The organism is Nocardia sp. bgisy134, from assembly GCF_057708325.1.
This window is the reverse complement of record NZ_JBYIRW010000001.1, coordinates 605,262-621,968: the sequence shown is the minus strand read 5'-3', so window position 1 is coordinate 621,968 and position 16,707 is coordinate 605,262. Positions and strand designations below refer to the sequence as shown.

The window sequence follows — 16,707 nt, the reverse complement described above, 5'->3', positions numbered from 1 at the left end:
AACGAGACCGCGCCTGCGCCGTAGCACCGCGACCGGAAATCGATCCGGTGCGCGGCATCCCCGGGGAAGATCTCGGTACCGCCGGTACCATCGACTCACCATGAGTGAACGTAGTGAGCGAATCATGTGCCAGCGTGCCGCGCGCATGCCGCAGCCGAGCGTCAGCGAGGCACAGGCATGAGTGCACCCACGATCCACGGCGACGTGGCCCCCGGCTTCGGCCCGGTCGCCGACGCGTTCCGTCGCAATTTTTCCCGGCACGGCGAAATCGGAGCGGCCGTAGCCGTTTTCGCGGGTGACCAGCCCGTGGTCGACCTGTGGGCCGGACACCGCGACCGGCGTCGCACGCAGCCGTGGGAGCGGGACACGATCGTGCCGGTCTTCTCCTCGACGAAGGGCATGGCGGCGTTCGTGGTCGCCGCCGCCGTATCGAGGGGCGTGCTGGACTACGAGAAACCGGTCGCCGACTACTGGCCGGAGTTCGCCGCGCACGGCAAGAGTGCGATCACGGTGCGCCAGCTCATCGATCACCAGGCCGGACTGTCCGGTCTCGACACCATCGTGAAGCTGTCACAGATCGCCGATCTGGACGGCCTCGCCGAAATCCTCGCCGCCCAGAAACCCGCGTGGCAGCCCGGCACCCGGCACGGCTATCACGCGATCACCCTCGGGCTCTACCAGGGCGAGCTGGTACGCCGCGTCGATCCCGAGGGCCGGACGCTCGGGCGCGTCTTCGCCGAGGACATCGCGAAGCCGTTGGGCGCGGACTTCTTCATCGGCCTGCCCGCCGACGAGCCGATCGAGCGCGTCGCCGTGCTCTCGGCCACCAAGGGCCTGGACATCCTGCGCTACGAGCGCGACATGCCGCTGCGCATCGGCGCCGAGATCTTCCTGGAACGCGGGCATTCCTATGCGGCGCTGACCAATCCGCGCTGCGGAGCGCCCGCGCGCGCGACTCGCCGCGAGTTCCTCGGCGTGGAGTTGCCCGGTCACGGCGGCGTGGGCAATGCCCGCTCGCTGGCCAAGGTCTACGGCGCCGCCGCGGCGCGCACCGGCGCGCTGCCCATCGCCGACGACCTGCTCGGCCTGCTCGCCGCGGCCGACACCGCCGACGACGTGCCCGCCGAGGATCTGGTGCTGCACACCAAGAGTCGCTACCACTTGGGCTTCCGCAAGTCCCGCGGTTCGTTCCGGTTCGGCTCCGACAAACGCGCCTACGGCACCACCGGCCTCGGCGGCTCCTTCGGCTTCGCCGATCCGAGCACCGGTCTCGGTTTCGGCTACACCATGAATCGCCTCGGCATGGCCGTCCTCGACGACGTGCGCAGCCGCAACCTGCGCGCAGCCCTGTTGCGCTGCAAAGCCTGAACCGCCGGGCGCGGGTACCCGCCCGTGCCACCCCCGCTGCGTACACTGGCGAGGCATCGCCGGACTCATCCATCGATCACCGATCGGAGGACCTCGTGGCAGGGCATCCCGCGACCATCGACGCGTACATCTCGGGCTTCCCCGAGGACGTGCGCGCGGTACTGACCGAGTTGCGCGAGACGATCCACACCGCCCTGCCCGGCGCCGTCGAGTCGATCAGCTACGACATCCCGACCTTCAAGCTGCACGGCCGCAATATCGTGCACTTCGCGGGATGGAAGGAGCACGTCAGCCTCTACCCGATCCCGGAGGGCGACATGGCTTTCGAGCTCGCGATCGAGCCCTACCGCGCGGGCAAGGGGACGTTGCGGTTCCCGCTCGACGCGCCGATCCCGCACGATCTGGTCACCCAGGTCGCGGTCCGGCTCGCCGAGCGGGTCGGCGGCTGATCTACCAGTCGGCTTCGGTGTAGCGGATGATGCCGCGAATGTTCTTGCCGTCCAACATGTCCTGGTAGCCCTGGTTGATCTCCTCCAGCTTGTAGCTGCGGGTCACCATGTCGTCCAGGTTGAGCTGGCCGGACTTGTACAGCGACAGCAGGCGCGGCGCGTCCTGGCGGGCGTTGCCGCCGCCGAAGATGCAGCCCTTCACCGTCTTCTGCAGCATGGACAGCAGGAAGCTGTTCATCTTGACCTCGCCCGCGTCCATGCGGCCCATGGAGGTGACCACCAGGGTGCCCGCCTTGGCGGTGAGGATCAGGCCCTCTTCGATGTAGTCGCCGTGCATCTCGCCCATGGTGAGGATGACCTTCTCGGCCATCCGTCCCTCGGTGGCGTCCATCAGCGGCATGATGGCCTCGGCCATGCTGGCGTAGGTGTGGGTGGCCCCGAACTTCTGCGCCTGCTCCCGCTTCCACGGGTTGGGGTCGATGGCGACGACCTTGGACGCGCCGGAGAGCACCGCGCCCTGCAACGCGCTCATGCCGACGCCGCCGATGCCCGCGATCACCACGGTCTCGCCGGGCATCACGTTGGCCACGTGCGTCGAGGAGCCGAAACCGGTCGGCACACCGCACCCGACCAGGCAGGCCACCTCGAACGGGATGGTCGGGTCGATCTTCACCACCGAGGTGTGGTGCACCGTCATGTACGGCGCGAAGGTGCCGAGCAGGCACATCGGGATGACGTTCTGGCCGCGCGCCTGGATGCGATAGGTGCCGTCGCTGATCGCCTGGCCGAGCAGCAGACCCGCGCCGAGATCGCACAGCGCCATGTTGCCCGAGACGCAGGCCGGACAGCGGCCGCACGCGGGGATGAACGACAGGATGACGTGGTCACCGACCTGGAGGTCGCCCGGCACGTTCGGCCCGAGCTTGGTGATCACGCCCGCGCCCTCGTGGCCGCCCATCACGGGGAACGCGGGCATCGGTGTCGCACCTGTGACGATGTGGTGATCCGAGTGGCACATACCGGCTGTTTCCATCCGGATCTGCACTTCGCCGGCGACCGGATCGCCGACCTCGATCTCTTCCACCGACCACGGCTCGTCGATCCCCCACAGGATCGCGCCCTTCGTCTTCATTCCTGTCGACCTCTCGCGTGCACAGTGCTTCAATGTGACTGCACCCACAGTACGAGAAAAGTGGAACGCGTTCTAGTACCGGTCCGAAAATTCATCGGTGCGCGATGGCGTGATGCCCGAACGCGTTCCAGATTCGGCCCCGGTTCTCAGCCACGCACGTCGTAGACGTGGTGGACGAGGTCGTGCACGAAGTACTTCGCCAGCGAGTCGACGGTGAAGACCGACCCGTCGCCGCGCCGCACCCGCAACCCGCGATCCGCCGCGGGCACCGCTTCGAATGCCCGCGCCGCCGTCTCGGCCGCCAGCGCCAGCTCTCCCGAGACCGCGCCGGGGTCCTGGGTGTCGTAGCCGTCGGCGATCGCGGTCGCGTCCTGATCCCAGTTCGAGAAGACCGGCAGCCCGTCCGGCGTCTCCTCCGGGGTGCGTCCGCACGCGTCGAAGGCGGGCACCCGCGGATCCACCGCGGCGGTGCGCGCGGCCACCGCGGCGCGATAGGCGAAGATCCGGCACACGTCGCGCACGTGGGCCGCGTACTCCAGCGGCGACCAGGTCGACTCGTCCGGGCGACGCCGCGCATCGGGACGTTCGAGCACCGCGCGCAACCGGTCGGCGCTCGCCCGGGCCAGCCCGGGCACCTGCTCGTACGGGGTGGCGGTGGCGTCGAATCCGCATTCGGGGCAGGCGCGCTCCAGCACCCAGGTCCAGTTCTTCACGTCGGGAACGATCGGCATGCGTCGAAAATAGAGCTGGCCGTATATGAATTTCCATCCATATACGGCCAGACTTCGTCGAGATACGGTCCGTCACTCCATCAGACGATGCGCCCGCTCGAACAGCTCCAGGGTGATGGCGTGCAGGAAGTCGCCGACCTGCTTGGGCGCCTTACCCGCGAAGGCGCGCGCGTGCGTGCCCTCCAGCACGATGCCCAGCTTGAAGCAGGCCAGCACGGTGTACCAGGTGACGTGGCTCAGATCGCGCTCGGAGAACCGGCCGTAGTGCTCGACCATCTCCGCCGGGGTCGGCAGATCGCCGACCGCTCCCAGCTTGCCGATCAGCGCGGCGCCGGTGGTGCCCGGCTCCGGCCGGGTCGCGATCTGCCAGCCCAGGTCGAGCAGCGGATCACCGATGGTGGACATCTCCCAGTCCACCATCGCCGCGACCTCGGGCCCCTCGTAGGAGAACATCATGTTGGCCAGGTGACAGTCGCCGTGCAGAATGCCCGGCGTCCAGTTCACGGGCCGGTTGCGGTCCAGCCACTCCCCGACCTGCTGCACGCCGGGAATCTCCGGACCCGGGTAACCCTCATTGGCCGAATAGGATTCGAGCTCGCCCAGCCAACGCGGCACCTGACGCTCCAGGAACCCCTCGGGCTTGCCGTAATCCTCCAGGCCGAGCGCCCGGTAGTCGAGCGCGCCGAGCCGGGCGATCGCCTCGACCGCGGACAGGCCCATCTGCCGCCGGATCTCGGGATCGTTCGCGTGCAGCTCGGGCAGCTCGTTCTGCGGATTGAAGCCGACGATCGGCTCCATCAGATAGAAGACCGCGCCGATGACCGACTCGTCGGTGCAGGCGGCGACGACCTCGGGCGCGCGGACGCCGGTCCCGCTGAGCGCGCCGAGCAGCCGCGCCTCCCGACGGATGACCTCATTGCTCTTGGCGCGCAGATGCTTCGGCCCGCGCCGCAGTACGTAGTCCCCGCCGCCGCGCTGGAACCGCAGCATGATGTTCTGCGTGCCGCCGCCCAGCGAGGTCACCCCCTCGAACGCGCCGCCGGGCAGGCCCTGCTCTTCCATCCATTTCCCGACGATCGCGAAATCGACGACCTCGCGATCCACTTCGACCGGTTGCGCAACAGACATGCCCCACATTCTGCACCACCCACCCCCAGCAACTGAAGGCATGTGACAACAGTTCGTGCCGCCGGGCCAGGCGTAGGGTTTGGCACACCATGCACACGCTGTTGATCGACAACTACGACTCGTTCACCTACAACCTGTATCAGCTGATCAGCGAGGTGAACGGCGTCGAGCCGACGGTCGTGCGCAACGACGAGGCCGACGACCCGGCCCGGCTGGGTCTGCATCGCTTCGCCAATGTCGTCGTCTCCCCCGGCCCCGGGCGTCCCGATATCGCCCGTGACGTGGGCATCTCCGCCGCCGTCATCGCCACCACCGAGCTTCCGTTGCTCGGCGTGTGCCTCGGCCACCAGGGCATCGTCGTGGCGGCGGGCGGTCTCGTCGCGCCTGCCCCGATCGCGCGGCACGGCTACCTCGACCAGATCGGCCACGACAACAGCGACCTGTTCGCCGGTCTCCCGCAGCACTTCACCGCCGTCCGCTACCACTCGCTGTGCGCGATCCGTCCGTTGCCCGACGACCTGGAGATCACCGCGAGCACGCCCGACGGCGTGATCATGGGCGTCCGCCACCGCGTCAGACCGCAGTGGGGCGTGCAGTTCCATCCCGAGTCCATCGCCAGCGAGTACGGCGCCACGCTGCTGCGCAATTTCGCCGAACTCACCGCGGCGCACTACGAACGATCGGATACCACCGGCACTCGACTCAGACCCGTCGGCGTACCGGCCGGGCGCGGCCGGGCGGCGACGGTCGAACTCCCGCGAACGGCCGAAACGGCGAACGTCACCACGGCTCCACGACTCCCGGCGACGGCATCCCTTTCGGCCGCGGCGACCCGCCACCGACCGGCCCGCGCGACCGATGCTCCCGCCTGGCCGACCGACACCTCCGGCTTCACCACCGAGCGCACGGTGATCGACCTCGGGCCGGGCGCGGTCAAGACGCCGCCCCGAATGTCGCCGGAGCCCGAGAGCGAAAGTCCCTACCGCAGCGGCGAACCCGAGCGTCCGTGGCAGCTGCGCCACGAGATCATCGATCGGGCCGTCGACACGGAGGCCGCGTTCCTGCGGCTGTACCGCGATTCGCCCACCGCGTTCTGGCTGGACAGCGAGCATGTCGAACCCGGCCTGGACCGCTTCTCTTTCCTCGGCGACGCGAGCGGGCCGCTGGCCGAGGTCGTCCGGTACCGCGTCGGCGACGGTTCCGTGGTGGTGGAGACCGCCGACGGCGACCGCCGGACGGTCGCGGGCGACGTGCTCGACTACCTGGCCGCCGAATTGCGCTGGCGCACCGCCGAAATCCCCGATCTGCCGTTCGACTTCGCGTGCGGGTACGTCGGCTATCTCGGGTACGAGGTGAAGGCCGACTGCGGCGCGAACGCGGCGCACCGCGCCCCGACGCCCGACGCGCAGTGGATCTTCGCCGACCGGCTGGTCGTGGTCGACCATGTCGCCGGGCGCACCCATCTGCTGGCCCTCACCGATCCCGCAGGCGACACCCCGCGCGCGGCGGCGGACTGGCTGCGCGACACCGCCGAGGCGCTCGCCGCCCTGCCGACCTGGTCGAATCCGCCTACGCTCGAGGTCGATTCGGATATCACGGCGGTCGGGGGGCTGCTCGCCCGCGGCCGCGCGCGCTATCTCGCCGACATCGACGTCTGCCTGGACCGGCTGCACGCGGGCGAGTCCTACGAGATCTGCCTGACCGACAGCCTCACCGTCGCCGCCGACACCGCGGGCCTCGACTTCTACCGCACCCTGCGCCGCTGCAACCCGGCCCCGTACGCGGCGTTCCTGCGCTTCGACGACCTGGAGATCGCCTGTTCCTCGCCGGAACGCTTCCTCAAGGTCGACCGGGCGCGCACCGTGGAGAGCAAACCGATCAAGGGCACCGCGCCGCGGGGCTCGACCCCCGCCGAGGACGAGCGCCTGCGCCGCGAGCTCGCCGACAGCCCCAAGACCAGGGCCGAGAACCTGATGATCGTCGACCTGTTGCGCAACGATCTCGGCCGCGTCTGCCAGATCGGCAGCGTGCACGTGCCCAAGCTGATGGCCACCGAGACGTACACGACACTGCACCAACTGGTTTCGACGGTGCGCGGGACGCTGCGCCCCGACGTCGACGTGGTCGACTGTCTGCGCGCCTGCTTTCCCGGCGGCTCAATGACCGGCGCGCCGAAACTGCGCACCATGGAGATCATCGACGAACTGGAGACCGAGGCACGCGGCGTCTATTCCGGCACCATCGGGTTCCTCGGGCTCGGCGGCACGGCGGATCTGAACATCGTCATCCGCACCGCCGTGCGGCACGGCGGCGAGTGGCGCATCGGCGCGGGCGGCGCGATCGTCCTCGACTCCGACCCGGAGGAGGAGTACCGCGAGGTGCTGCTGAAAGCGGCGGCCGCCTATCGCGCCGCCGCCCGCTGAATCCGGTCAGCGCCGCCGTTTTTTCGGCGGCGCGGGCGGCGGCTCCTCGTCACCGGGCCGCCTGCCGCCCAATCCCGTCACCTTGCCGAGCAACGAAATGCCGGGCAGCCGGGCGAGTTTGCCGAGCACGTCCTCGCCGAGGCCGATCATCGCCTCCAACCGCGGCAGCAGCCGGTCGTAGGCCGCGAAGGCCGGGTCGGCCAGCGCCAGCGTCCGGTCGAGCCGGTCGATGGTCGCGTTGAGCCGGTCGATGGCCAGCGAGAGGTTCTCGAGCAGATCGGGCAGCTGCGCGGCCAGCTGGGCCGAGGCCGGAGGCAGCCGGACCGCGGCGTCGAACGCATGTTCCGCGGTCAGCTGCGCCGATTCCAGCGCCTGACCCGCGACCGACTGGGCCGCCTCGACCGCCGACTGCGCGGCCGCCAGGATCTCCGCGGGGCCGGGGACGCGCGGTCCCGCTGTTTTCGGGGTCTGCTTCTTGCGGCCCGACCCCCTCGGGGTAGTCATGGCACTACTGTGCCCGACCGGACGCCCGAACACCGGTAATTCCCCGACCGCCCGGTCTGTGTCGCCTCGGCGCGCCTGCGCGCGGACCCGACGAATTCGGCGTGTCGGAGGGGCGTGGCAATATTCGAGCACGATGAAACTCAGCAAGGGCGCGCACGCGCCGGTACCGACATCCCTTCTAGCCGTGGTCGTTTCATGGCGGTCGGAGCATGTCGTCGACGCGCAGGCGCTGTTGCTCGACGGCACCGGCACGGTGCGCACGGACCGGGATCTGGTGTTCTACAACGCGCCTCGGCACATGTCACAGGCGGTGACCGTGGACCAGGAGCCCGCGCCGGGGACCGCGCGGCTGAGCGTCTCGCTGCCGCGCACCGAGAGCGACGTGGACCGGATCGTGGTCAGCGGCTCGCTCGACCACGGAACATTCGGCGACATAGCGGGTTTGACGGTGACCGTCTTCGCCGCCGACGGACCGGTCGCCCGCTTCGACATCGAGGACGCCGACGCGGTGGCCGCGATGATGTTCGGCGAGTTCTACCGCCGCGAGGGTCGCTGGCGGTTCCGCGCCATCGGTCAGGGCTGGAGCAGCGGCCTGGCCGGGCTGGTCACCGAGTTCGGCGTCGCGGTCGACGACTCGCCCCGGCAGGCTCGCACCCCGCGACCCTCGGATCCGTTCGCCCGGCCGCACCCCGGTGGCGTGCGGGACGCCGAGCGCGAACGACCTGCCGCGCACGACACCGCTCCGCCGCGCAACGCACGACCGGCCACCGAACCGTCCTCACCGCAGGACCGGCATCTGCCCTCGGGAGCCCCCTACCCGACGCGGCCGGTCCCGGAGACCGCGCCGCGGCGGGCGGCCGAACACGCGGAGGCCGCGGCGACCTCCACGCACCACGAGGACGGCGCGCTACGCCCTCCTGCGGTCTCGCGGCAAGCGCCGCCTCGCGGTGAATCCGCCGCAGCCGCTTCGACACCCGCCCCTGTGAGCTCCACCGCATTCGAGCCTTCCGCCGCGGGCGGGCCCGCGCGCACTCCCCAGCGCGTCGATCTGACGCGGCAGACGCGGCAACCGGCCCCGCCGCCACCACCGCCGAATCCCGAACGCGCCGACTGGCATCCGGACCCCGAGGACCCATCGCGCCTGCGCTGGTGGGACGGCGCCGAATGGACCTCGGCGACCTTCCGCCGCACCCCAGCCGGCCCACGGGCCTGCGCGCGATGCGGAAACACGCTGCGCCGCAAGCTGTTCGGCGGCGCAGTGCCCTGCCAGTTCTGCGAGGCCGAGATCGAGGAGTTCCTCACCCACTGGCACACCCGAGCCTGGCGGGTGCTGGTCGCGTCGGGTCCGCAGGGCGAGCCTTGGGAAGCGCTGTGGGCGTCGCTGCGCTACCAGCGCATCGACGAGAACATCGGCCGCACGGCGCTGCGCGAGGTCGGACTCAGCTACATCGAGCGGCTGGTCACCTTCGCGTTCGCGGATGGGGCGATCCAGCAGGACGAATACGACACCTTCGAACGCGCTGTCGGCGAGCTGGCGCTGACCGGCCCGCTGGTCGAGGATCTGCGCAGGCGGATGCATCGCGGGCGCACGCTGTGCAGGCTGCGTGAAGGCGATCTGCCGGTGGTCCGCACGCCCGGCCTGCACTTGGATTCGGAAGAGAAGGTGCATCTCGACCTGGTCGCCACGCACGTGCGCCAGCTGGCCCGCGGCCCGAAACTCACCGAGGGCAGGCTGATCGCCAGCAACAAGAAGCTCCGCTTCGTCGGCAGCGGCGCGGGCGTGGAGATGCCCTGGTCGCGGGTCGTCTCGGTGCACATCGAGGCCGGTGTCGTGGCGATCGCGGCGACCTCGGCGCGCGGCGGCGCGAGCTTCGAAGTCGCCGACCCCGATTACGTCGCGGCCGCGTTGGAAGGCGCGCTGCGGGTCGCGAAGCGCCTGGTGCTCACGCCGGGGCAGCGCGACACGCGCAGCATCCCGCAGGAGGTGAAAGCCGAGGTGTGGCAGCGCGACGGCGGCAAATGCGTCGAGTGCGGCAGCGGTCACTACCTCGAGTTCGACCACGTCATTCCGCTCAGCCGCGGAGGCGCGACCAGCGCGAGCAACCTACAGATCCTCTGCCGCGCCTGCAATCGCGCGAAGGGCGCGCGGATCTGAGGGTTGTGGCGGCGGCCGCAGGCCTCCGAAGGCAGCGATCGCCAGGGTCGTGCGCCGATGACACTCGCGCAGAACGTTGGTCAGCCGGCTGCCAGACCGATGTTCTCCCCGGCCGTCGCCCGCTACTTTTTCGCGCGCGCCCGTTCCGTCCGCCAACGCACGTAGTTACCGAACAACCGCACCACCGGCCCCTCCCCCGGGACCGGCCGCACCCGCGTGTTGTGGAACGCGGCGACTTGCCAGCCGTCCGCCGTGCGCACCAGCACCCAGGTATTGCGGGAGCGCCGTCCCTTGGGCACCTCGCGCTGCCAGGCGAACACCACCGACCCGGTGCCGTGGATGACGGCGACGTCGTCGGTGAGGAAGCGGATCGATTCGATCGCGCCGTCCATCCTGGTGCCGTACAACACTCCGTCGAACAGCCCGGCGTGCAAGTCGCGGTTCGCCTCCCGCCCGCGCAGCAGCGTCCCGTCGAACGCCACGTAGTCGCTGTCCTCGGTGAATTCGGCCGCGTAAGCCGTCGCGTCGTTGTCGTCCCACGCCTGCGCGGCGCGCGCCACCACCTCGCGGATCAGCGCCTCGTCCTTGGTCCGATCTGTCATTTCTTCTCCCCTGATCGATTCCCGTCGCATCGATAGTGAGCTCGGAACACGGGCCTGGATATCGGGAATCACCCTGAGAAAACATGGATTTCGGGTCCGCTCTCGGCGAAATCGGACGCATCCTCCGGTGCGCGGGACTCTAATGGGTAGCGCAGCCCGCACGCAGTGGAGGTCACCCATGACGAGCATGTACGAACACGCCGGAGGCGAGGAGGCGCTGCGCCGAGTGGAGTCCGCCTTCTACGACAAGGTGCTCGCCGATCCGGTGCTGAAGTCGCTGTTCCCCGAGCGTCTCCCGACCCACGTCGACCACCTCACCTGGTTCACCTCGGAATCGTTCGGCGGCCCGGATCGCTTCAGCCGCGAACTGGGGTTCGACTACCTCATCGCGGTGCACCGGCACCTGAAGATCACCGACGAACAGCGCGAGCGCTTCGCCGAGTTGTACATGGAGGCGTTCGAGGAGGCCGGCCTGCTGGAGTCGGAGGCGTTCCGCGACGCGGTCCGTTCGCACGTGGAGTTCGGTGCGCAAGTGGCGCAGCAGAACTCGCACGCGCAGACCGACGGGGAGTTGCACCCGATCCGCGCGGTGCCGCTCTGGACCTGGGAGGGCTGAGCGGCCCGTTGCCCGGGGCACGCACCGGTCGCCGAGCGGATATCCGGAATGTGCGCTCGGTCCAGGTCAACTGCCGACGACGGCGTTCATGATGGTGCCCGCGCTGGTGGCGACGACGCCTCCGAGCATCGCGCCCGCCACCATCTTCGGCGACTGGAGCGCACCGCCGGACCATTTCTCCCAGGCGAATCGGCCGCCCGCGTAGATGATGCTCGTGACGCCGGACAGCATCGCGAACCAGGTCCCGTAGCGGACGAACTGCATCAGCTTGTCCGACAACGGCGGCGCCTCGGGAGTCGGGTTACCGATCTGCGCCAGGATGGAATACGTGTCCCCGACCGACATCAAGATCATGCTCACTGTTGGTTACCTCGGGATTCACCGGTTCGTGGCAGCCGGGTCGACCACCACGCTCCACCCATGATCCGGATGGACCCGTCCGCTCGCAAGACGCTGGACGACAACGGCGTCTGTGTGCACGGTCGAGCGGCGTCCGCGTCGCGGCACGAGGCTTCTGCGCCACGCCGCAGAACCGGATACCATCCTTTACAGCGATTCTCCTTGTCCCGAACCCGGAATGAGCAGCACACGATGATCCTGGCCATCGCATACGACACCCTGGCGCAGATCGGTAATCCGACGCCCGAGGCGCCGCCGGTGTCCGACAAGATCCTCCAGCTCGTCCGCTACCTGACCTGGTTCGTTCTGTTGTCGGGTGTCTGCGGCATCATCTACGCGGGCGGCCGGTTCGCCTGGGAGAAGTGGACGGGCGGCGGCCTCGAATCGCCGAAGATGGTGGCGGGCGCGATGATCGGCGGCGTGGTCGCCACCAGCGCGGGCACCATCATGAACGCCGTCATCGGCTGAGCTTTGTCATCGGCTGGGCTTCGTCATCGGGTGCGCTCCGGAAGACACGGCGGCGCGGGTCAGCTGGTCACGCCCGCGGCCCGCGCGGCGCGCAACCACTGCGGGAACTCGCCTAGCAGCCTGGCGTAGAGCTGGGCGTCGTCGACGCGGTCGATGTCGTCGAGCGCGAAGAATCCGGCGTTGTCGACCAGCCTGCCGTCCATCTCGTCGATACTGCGCAGCAGTCCGTAGTTGGCCTGGCCGAGCCCGACGAACTGCCAGAACGCGGGCAGCCGAGACGCTTCCCGCATCAGGGCGGTGATCTCCGGCTTCTTGGCGAACCCGCCGTCGGTGAAGAACAACACCAGCGTCGGACGGCCGCCGGGCCGCAGCGTATCGATGACGGCGCGCATGATCGGCAACTCGTCGTTGCGGCCGCCGAGCCCGCTGTAGTCGATGCCCGCGTGCGTGCCGCTGAGGTGCAGGTAGGTCTCCGACCAGCGATCGCCCTCGGCCACTGCGATATCGGGCAGCCTGGTGTACGACAGCGCGTAAAGGTAGGCCTCGAGCGTCCCGTCGTCGTCGAGCTGGGTGGCGACCGGGATCATCCGCTCCACCACACGATGCACGACCTTCTTCCGGTACTGCTTGACCATGCTGCCGGTCTTGTCGATGACCAGCACCACTCGCGCCCGGACACCCAGCGCGTCCTGGTCGATCAGCACCTTGGCGACCTCGCGCTTGCGCAGATCGAGCACGGTGCGCTTCTCGAAGGAGAGCGTCGCCTCGCCCGGCACGGTGCGCACGTCCGGCTCGAGAGGCTGCTTGGCCTGTGTCAGGGCGGATCCGGATTCCCCGGACGTCGGAACGGATTCGGATGCCGGAACAGTCGCTGACGGCGCCGTACCGGCCGCCGCGATGTGGGGGCTCGATGTCTGCCGGACAGCCGAGTCGTCCGCAGCCGCTCGAGACTGTGTCGCGGGCGGCGACGCGGGAAGTGAAGTAGGCGCAGTCGGCAGCGCCGATGCCGGATCGGCGCTCGGCGACGGGTCGGGCTCGTCGTCGACGACCACTCCGTGATCGGTGACCAGCGCGGCGAACCCGCCCGCGTACCCCTGGCCGACGGCACGCACCTTCCACTGCTCACCTCGCCGGTAGAGCTCGAGGGCGATCACGACCGATTCGGCCCCCAGCCCCTCGATCACGTACTCGTACAGCATGTTTCCCCGGTCGTCCGCGACGGTCGCGACCGGCGGCGCGTAGCGTCCGAAGGTGTCGGTGGGATCGTCCAGCGTGAGCACCGCGCGCACCTGCGCGATCTCACCGGGCAGCGCTCCGGGGGAGATCGCCAGCGCGGCGGGCGATCCCGAGGTCAGCTCGACGCCGGGCGCGACGGGCTGGTTGAAGAACACGAAGTCCGCGTCGGAGCGCACCGTGCCGGATTCGGTGACCAGCAGCGCCGACAGGTCGACCGCCGCCTCGGTGCGCACCGACACCACGACCCGCGCCGCCGCCACAGGTCCGTTCTGACCCTTGACCAAGGATGTGCCCACCGAAAACTCCTGCCGTCGCGCCCGGCTCAGCGTACGACAGGCGTCCCGGGGACCGGATCGTTCTCAGCGCTCGGATGTGCTGTCCAGGGACGCCCGATGTGCGGCCAGGATCTGCTCGCGCAGACTCTTCTCGGTGTGCCGGATGGCCGGGCCAACGAACGCCTGAATGATCTTGTCCAGCGCCCGTCCGGCCAATCCGCCCGGCACCCGGTAGTCGACGACCACGTCGATCTTGGTGCTGTCCTCGCCGACGGACTCGAAGCCCCATCGGACGGTGCCCTCGATACCTTTGATCGCGTGCAGCGAAATCTTCGCGCCGTCTTCCCATTCGACGATCTCGACACGCAGATTCAGGGTGGTCGGGCCCAGCTGCACGGTCGTGTCGAATACCGCGCCGGCACCGGAGGTCTGCTCCCCGACCGGTGTGTAATGCCGAATCCCGAACAGCCACTTCGGCACATTGCGGTAGTCGGCCACGTACGCGAACGCGAAATCCACCGGCGCGCGGCCGGTCGCCGAGTGCTCGAGATGGCCCATGATTACTCCCCTTCCACCGTTTCCCGCCGATGTCGAGGGTAGGCGGAACCGGCGACAAGCGCCCAAGATCGGAACGCGCACACGTGATCGCGACAGCCGCGGGAGAGCGGGGCGGTCAGCCCGCTCATCTTCCGAATCACTCTACGTACCAACGGAAGTGGTCAGGCCCCTGGGCGTGTGCGTCGATGGTATCGCGCAGATAGTTGGCCGACTCGACCAGCACGCCACCGGATTCCAGGGTGCCGATCACGATGCCGAGAAAGGCTGCGCGGCCCTGCGGCGTCGGGAAGTAGACGATGCCGCCCGAATCACCCTTGTCGGCAGCGAAATCCGCGATGAAGAAGGTGTCGCCGACCTCGCTGACCCGGCCACAGGTCCAGTTGGTTGCCCAGCCGACGTGGCAGACCTCCTGTCCCACTCGAGCATCGGTGTAGGTGGACTCGATGCCGAAGTTGCCGAGCGAGGCCGAGACCCCGACCCCAGCGGCCAGCCGGATGAGCGCGAAACCGATCCCGCCGATGGTGGCGTCGTCACCGTAGCTCTGCTCGTACCAGCCGATCAGGCGGCCGTTCTCGTCGTAGACGCGCCGCCCTTCCTGAAAGCAGTGCGCGGCGGTCACCGCGTACTTCGCCTCACCCATGTGCCCGGTCGCGCCGACCGAGCAGATGCTCTCGCCGGTGGTGATCGTCATGCCGGGATAGGCGACCCCCTGCGCTTGCGCGACGGCGGGGAACACCGCGCCGAGACCCGTCGCCAACGCCGTCGCCAGCAGGAGCTGCGTCAGCTTGTTGCGGTAGTTCATGTTCACGCTTCCTCGTGCGTGGCCGAGGCGCGGTCGGCCCGGGTAACTCGATGCGCCCGATCGGCGGAAGGCTCGCCACGCGTCCTCGGACGAGCCGACCGTCGCGCGCCCCGACGCGCACGACGATCGACTAACCGAAGCACGGATCACGCGGCGGACTCGCCCACTCCCCCTCACCCCGTACGGACGGCCTTTCGCCGTCCGCGCCGTACCGTATCACGCACTGACGACAGCTTCGTTTGGCGTCGAATCCTCAGCGCCCCTTGCTAAATCACGCTCCACGCAGGCACTCGGGGGTCGGCTCGCCTGGCTTCGCCTCGACGGTCGGCACGTACGGCCGACCGCCTGCGCTGCCCGCCGGGCACAGCCGGACGACCGCGGGGCCCGCACCGGCCCGGTTGCCGCTGTTGTCGAAGACGATGGGGCCGCCCGCACCGGCCACCGCCAGCTCGGGCGAGGTGAAACCACCGATGGTGATGTTGACCTGACTGCGCTGCACCGTCGACGCTGCCGGTAGCGCGCGCACCGCGGTCACGACGGTGCTCAGCGCGTCGTAGGCGTTGACCGCCCAGCCGTCGCCGATGTGCGCGAGATCGAATCCCGCTGCGGCATAGGCTTCTTCGAAGGCAGACCACTGCGGATTGCCCTGCTCGGGTCCGTCGGCGCCCGCGACGCGGGTGAACAGCAGACGCACGCGCCCGCCGGTGAAGCTGGGCGAGCTCAGCGCCTTGCTGCGCAGGTCTTCCAGCGCGGGATCGGATTCCGTGGTGCGCAGGCGATTTCCGTCGGAGGTGCTCAGCACCGTGATCGAGGTGGCCGCGCACTGCCCGTTGGTGTAGGCCTCGTCCAGGCTGTAGAGGAGGCGTCCGAGGTCGCGTCCGCGAGCCAGATAAGCGATCGTCACGTCCTTGGCTGTCGCGCAGACGCGCCGGGCTGTCTGCAAGACGGTGGTCGGCTCCTCGGCGTCGAACTTCACCTCGAGCAGGGGGTCGCCGCCGTACTGCCGGTGCAGGAAGGGCAGCGTCGTGCAGGTGTACGGGTCCGACCCGCCGGTGGGGACCATGACGAAATCCGGCCTGGCAGGCGCCACCGTGCCGAGCGCGCGGACCTGCACCGCCACCCGGAACGCGACCCGGTAGAAGTAGTCCTTGCCGACGCCATGCGGATAGGTGATGTCCTCGTCGCATCGAGTGAAATCCGGATCGTCGCCCGCGGAGCCGGACTGATCGAAACCCTCGGCGGTGACCAGGTCGGACACCATCGGAATCTTCTCGGCGGCAAGCAGATCGGCGACCTCGGCCGTGGTCTGGTCGCTGAGCCCGACGCCCGCGACGGCGACCACATCGCCGCGCTGCGCCAGTTCTCGCGCGACCGCCGTCGCGGCGCCCTCGCCGCCGTAGTCGCCGAGATTGCCGACGACGAGCCGCATCGGATGCACACATCCGGTGTCGTTGGCCCGGCGCTGACCGGTGGCCATCCCCTCCAATTCGTGCACCGCGCGGCTGCCCGCCAGCTCGTCGGTCATGGTCAGCAGCACGCCCACGGTCACCGGCGTGCCGAGACATCCCTCGGCCGAAGTGCGGTTCTGCTCGTCGATCACACGCATCACGTGGTCGAACGCGGGAAGCCCGAAAGCGTAAGGCCCCTCGGACAATCCGACGCATTCGCCGCCCGCCGCCCACGCCGCCGCGCTCGGCCACCCGTCGTTGCAGGTGGCCAGCCGCCGCAGCGGCTCGCGGGCCGCGATCCCGCTCAGTGTGCCCACCACCAGAATCACCACCGCACCCAGCCGCACCCAGTCCGTCCACGGTCGCGGCATCGGCCTGCGTCGCTTCGGGAATATTCCTACCCAGTAACGCGA

16 protein-coding genes are annotated in these 16,707 nt (G+C 69.3%); 6 read left to right on the top strand and 10 right to left on the bottom strand.

The window, feature by feature from the left end; genetic code table 11:
• Window positions 1-177: 177 nt before the first annotated feature.
• Together AC3ERS_RS02730 and AC3ERS_RS02725 are read left to right on the top strand one after the other, a co-directional pair.
• The gene (locus tag AC3ERS_RS02730) at window positions 178-1,368 is read left to right on the top strand and encodes a serine hydrolase domain-containing protein (protein WP_431963082.1); all 1,191 of its coding nucleotides are present in this window, start codon (window positions 178-180) and stop codon (window positions 1,366-1,368) included.
• Between the two features lie 95 nt (window positions 1,369-1,463).
• Window positions 1,464-1,817 carry an iron chaperone gene (locus tag AC3ERS_RS02725; protein WP_431963080.1) on the top strand — a complete coding sequence of 118 codons (354 nt, stop codon included), beginning with the start codon at window positions 1,464-1,466 and terminating at the stop codon, window positions 1,815-1,817.
• A 1-nt stretch (window position 1,818) separates the two neighbouring features.
• On the opposite strand, the gene AC3ERS_RS02720 is transcribed toward AC3ERS_RS02725, so the two are convergent.
• The 3 genes from AC3ERS_RS02720 to AC3ERS_RS02710 form a co-directional block, all read right to left on the bottom strand.
• Entirely contained in the window at window positions 1,819-2,949 is a 1,131-nt protein-coding gene (locus AC3ERS_RS02720) for an NDMA-dependent alcohol dehydrogenase (protein ID WP_431963078.1), read from the bottom strand.
• Between the two features lie 146 nt (window positions 2,950-3,095).
• Window positions 3,096-3,680 (bottom strand): DinB family protein, encoded by a 585-nt coding sequence (locus tag AC3ERS_RS02715; RefSeq protein ID WP_431963076.1) that lies wholly within the window; start codon window positions 3,678-3,680, stop codon window positions 3,096-3,098.
• 72 nt (window positions 3,681-3,752) lie between these two features.
• Entirely contained in the window at window positions 3,753-4,817 is a 1,065-nt protein-coding gene (locus AC3ERS_RS02710) for a phosphotransferase family protein (protein ID WP_431963074.1), read from the bottom strand.
• An 80-nt stretch (window positions 4,818-4,897) separates the two neighbouring features.
• On the opposite strand from AC3ERS_RS02710, the gene pabB reads away from it, so the two are divergent.
• Window positions 4,898-7,231 carry an aminodeoxychorismate synthase component I gene (pabB, locus tag AC3ERS_RS02705; protein WP_431963072.1) on the top strand — a complete coding sequence of 778 codons (2,334 nt, stop codon included), beginning with the start codon at window positions 4,898-4,900 and terminating at the stop codon, window positions 7,229-7,231.
• Between the two features lie 6 nt (window positions 7,232-7,237).
• Here the strand turns inward: pabB and AC3ERS_RS02700 are convergent, their stop codons facing one another.
• Window positions 7,238-7,735: a hypothetical protein gene (locus tag AC3ERS_RS02700; protein WP_431963070.1), complete on the bottom strand. Its 498-nt coding sequence runs from the start codon at window positions 7,733-7,735 to the stop codon at window positions 7,238-7,240.
• Window positions 7,736-7,868: 133 nt separating this feature from the next.
• On the opposite strand from AC3ERS_RS02700, the gene AC3ERS_RS02695 reads away from it, so the two are divergent.
• Window positions 7,869-9,890 (top strand): TerD family protein, encoded by a 2,022-nt coding sequence (locus AC3ERS_RS02695; protein WP_431963068.1) that lies wholly within the window; start codon window positions 7,869-7,871, stop codon window positions 9,888-9,890.
• A 122-nt stretch (window positions 9,891-10,012) separates the two neighbouring features.
• Here AC3ERS_RS02695 and AC3ERS_RS02690 read toward each other — a convergent pair whose 3' ends face one another.
• The gene (locus AC3ERS_RS02690) at window positions 10,013-10,492 is read right to left on the bottom strand and encodes an SgcJ/EcaC family oxidoreductase (RefSeq protein WP_431963066.1); all 480 of its coding nucleotides are present in this window, start codon (window positions 10,490-10,492) and stop codon (window positions 10,013-10,015) included.
• 178 nt (window positions 10,493-10,670) lie between these two features.
• Between AC3ERS_RS02690 and AC3ERS_RS02685 the strand changes: the two genes are divergently transcribed.
• Window positions 10,671-11,108, top strand: coding sequence for a group II truncated hemoglobin (locus tag AC3ERS_RS02685; RefSeq protein WP_431963064.1), 438 nt, complete (start codon window positions 10,671-10,673; stop codon window positions 11,106-11,108).
• A 66-nt stretch (window positions 11,109-11,174) separates the two neighbouring features.
• Here the strand turns inward: AC3ERS_RS02685 and AC3ERS_RS02680 are convergent, their stop codons facing one another.
• The gene (locus AC3ERS_RS02680; RefSeq protein WP_357454087.1) at window positions 11,175-11,468 is read right to left on the bottom strand and encodes a hypothetical protein; all 294 of its coding nucleotides are present in this window, start codon (window positions 11,466-11,468) and stop codon (window positions 11,175-11,177) included.
• A 231-nt stretch (window positions 11,469-11,699) separates the two neighbouring features.
• Here AC3ERS_RS02680 and AC3ERS_RS02675 point away from each other — a divergent pair, with 231 nt between their 5' ends.
• Window positions 11,700-11,975, top strand: a complete 276-nt coding sequence (locus tag AC3ERS_RS02675) for a hypothetical protein (RefSeq protein ID WP_431963062.1) — start codon at window positions 11,700-11,702, stop codon at window positions 11,973-11,975.
• Between the two features lie 59 nt (window positions 11,976-12,034).
• On the opposite strand, the gene AC3ERS_RS02670 is transcribed toward AC3ERS_RS02675, so the two are convergent.
• The 4 genes from AC3ERS_RS02670 to AC3ERS_RS02655 form a co-directional block, all read right to left on the bottom strand.
• Entirely contained in the window at window positions 12,035-13,507 is a 1,473-nt protein-coding gene (locus AC3ERS_RS02670; RefSeq protein WP_431963060.1) for a vWA domain-containing protein, read from the bottom strand.
• 63 nt (window positions 13,508-13,570) lie between these two features.
• Entirely contained in the window at window positions 13,571-14,044 is a 474-nt protein-coding gene (locus AC3ERS_RS02665; RefSeq protein ID WP_431963058.1) for an SRPBCC family protein, read from the bottom strand.
• Between the two features lie 136 nt (window positions 14,045-14,180).
• Entirely contained in the window at window positions 14,181-14,846 is a 666-nt protein-coding gene (locus tag AC3ERS_RS02660; protein WP_431963056.1) for a trypsin-like serine protease, read from the bottom strand.
• 271 nt (window positions 14,847-15,117) lie between these two features.
• Window positions 15,118-16,665, bottom strand: a complete 1,548-nt coding sequence (locus AC3ERS_RS02655; RefSeq protein ID WP_431963054.1) for an ABC transporter substrate-binding protein — start codon at window positions 16,663-16,665, stop codon at window positions 15,118-15,120.
• Window positions 16,666-16,707 lie beyond the last annotated feature (42 nt).

What these genes read in the sequence shown, in the direction of transcription:
- AC3ERS_RS02720 (WP_431963078.1), bottom strand. Translation starts at nt 2,949, where the DNA reads ATGAAGACGAAGGGCGCGATCCTGTGGGGGATCGACGAGCCGTGGTCG.
- AC3ERS_RS02695 (WP_431963068.1), top strand. Translation starts at nt 7,869, where the DNA reads ATGAAACTCAGCAAGGGCGCGCACGCGCCGGTACCGACATCCCTTCTA.
- pabB (WP_431963072.1), top strand. Translation starts at nt 4,898, where the DNA reads ATGCACACGCTGTTGATCGACAACTACGACTCGTTCACCTACAACCTG.
- AC3ERS_RS02730 (WP_431963082.1), top strand. Translation starts at nt 178, where the DNA reads ATGAGTGCACCCACGATCCACGGCGACGTGGCCCCCGGCTTCGGCCCG.
- AC3ERS_RS02690 (WP_431963066.1), bottom strand. Translation starts at nt 10,492, where the DNA reads ATGACAGATCGGACCAAGGACGAGGCGCTGATCCGCGAGGTGGTGGCG.
- AC3ERS_RS02675 (WP_431963062.1), top strand. Translation starts at nt 11,700, where the DNA reads ATGATCCTGGCCATCGCATACGACACCCTGGCGCAGATCGGTAATCCG.
- AC3ERS_RS02655 (WP_431963054.1), bottom strand. Translation starts at nt 16,665, where the DNA reads ATGCCGCGACCGTGGACGGACTGGGTGCGGCTGGGTGCGGTGGTGATT.
- AC3ERS_RS02665 (WP_431963058.1), bottom strand. Translation starts at nt 14,044, where the DNA reads ATGGGCCATCTCGAGCACTCGGCGACCGGCCGCGCGCCGGTGGATTTC.
- AC3ERS_RS02715 (WP_431963076.1), bottom strand. Translation starts at nt 3,680, where the DNA reads ATGCCGATCGTTCCCGACGTGAAGAACTGGACCTGGGTGCTGGAGCGC.
- AC3ERS_RS02660 (WP_431963056.1), bottom strand. Translation starts at nt 14,846, where the DNA reads ATGAACTACCGCAACAAGCTGACGCAGCTCCTGCTGGCGACGGCGTTG.
- AC3ERS_RS02685 (WP_431963064.1), top strand. Translation starts at nt 10,671, where the DNA reads ATGACGAGCATGTACGAACACGCCGGAGGCGAGGAGGCGCTGCGCCGA.
- AC3ERS_RS02710 (WP_431963074.1), bottom strand. Translation starts at nt 4,817, where the DNA reads ATGTGGGGCATGTCTGTTGCGCAACCGGTCGAAGTGGATCGCGAGGTC.
- AC3ERS_RS02700 (WP_431963070.1), bottom strand. Translation starts at nt 7,735, where the DNA reads ATGACTACCCCGAGGGGGTCGGGCCGCAAGAAGCAGACCCCGAAAACA.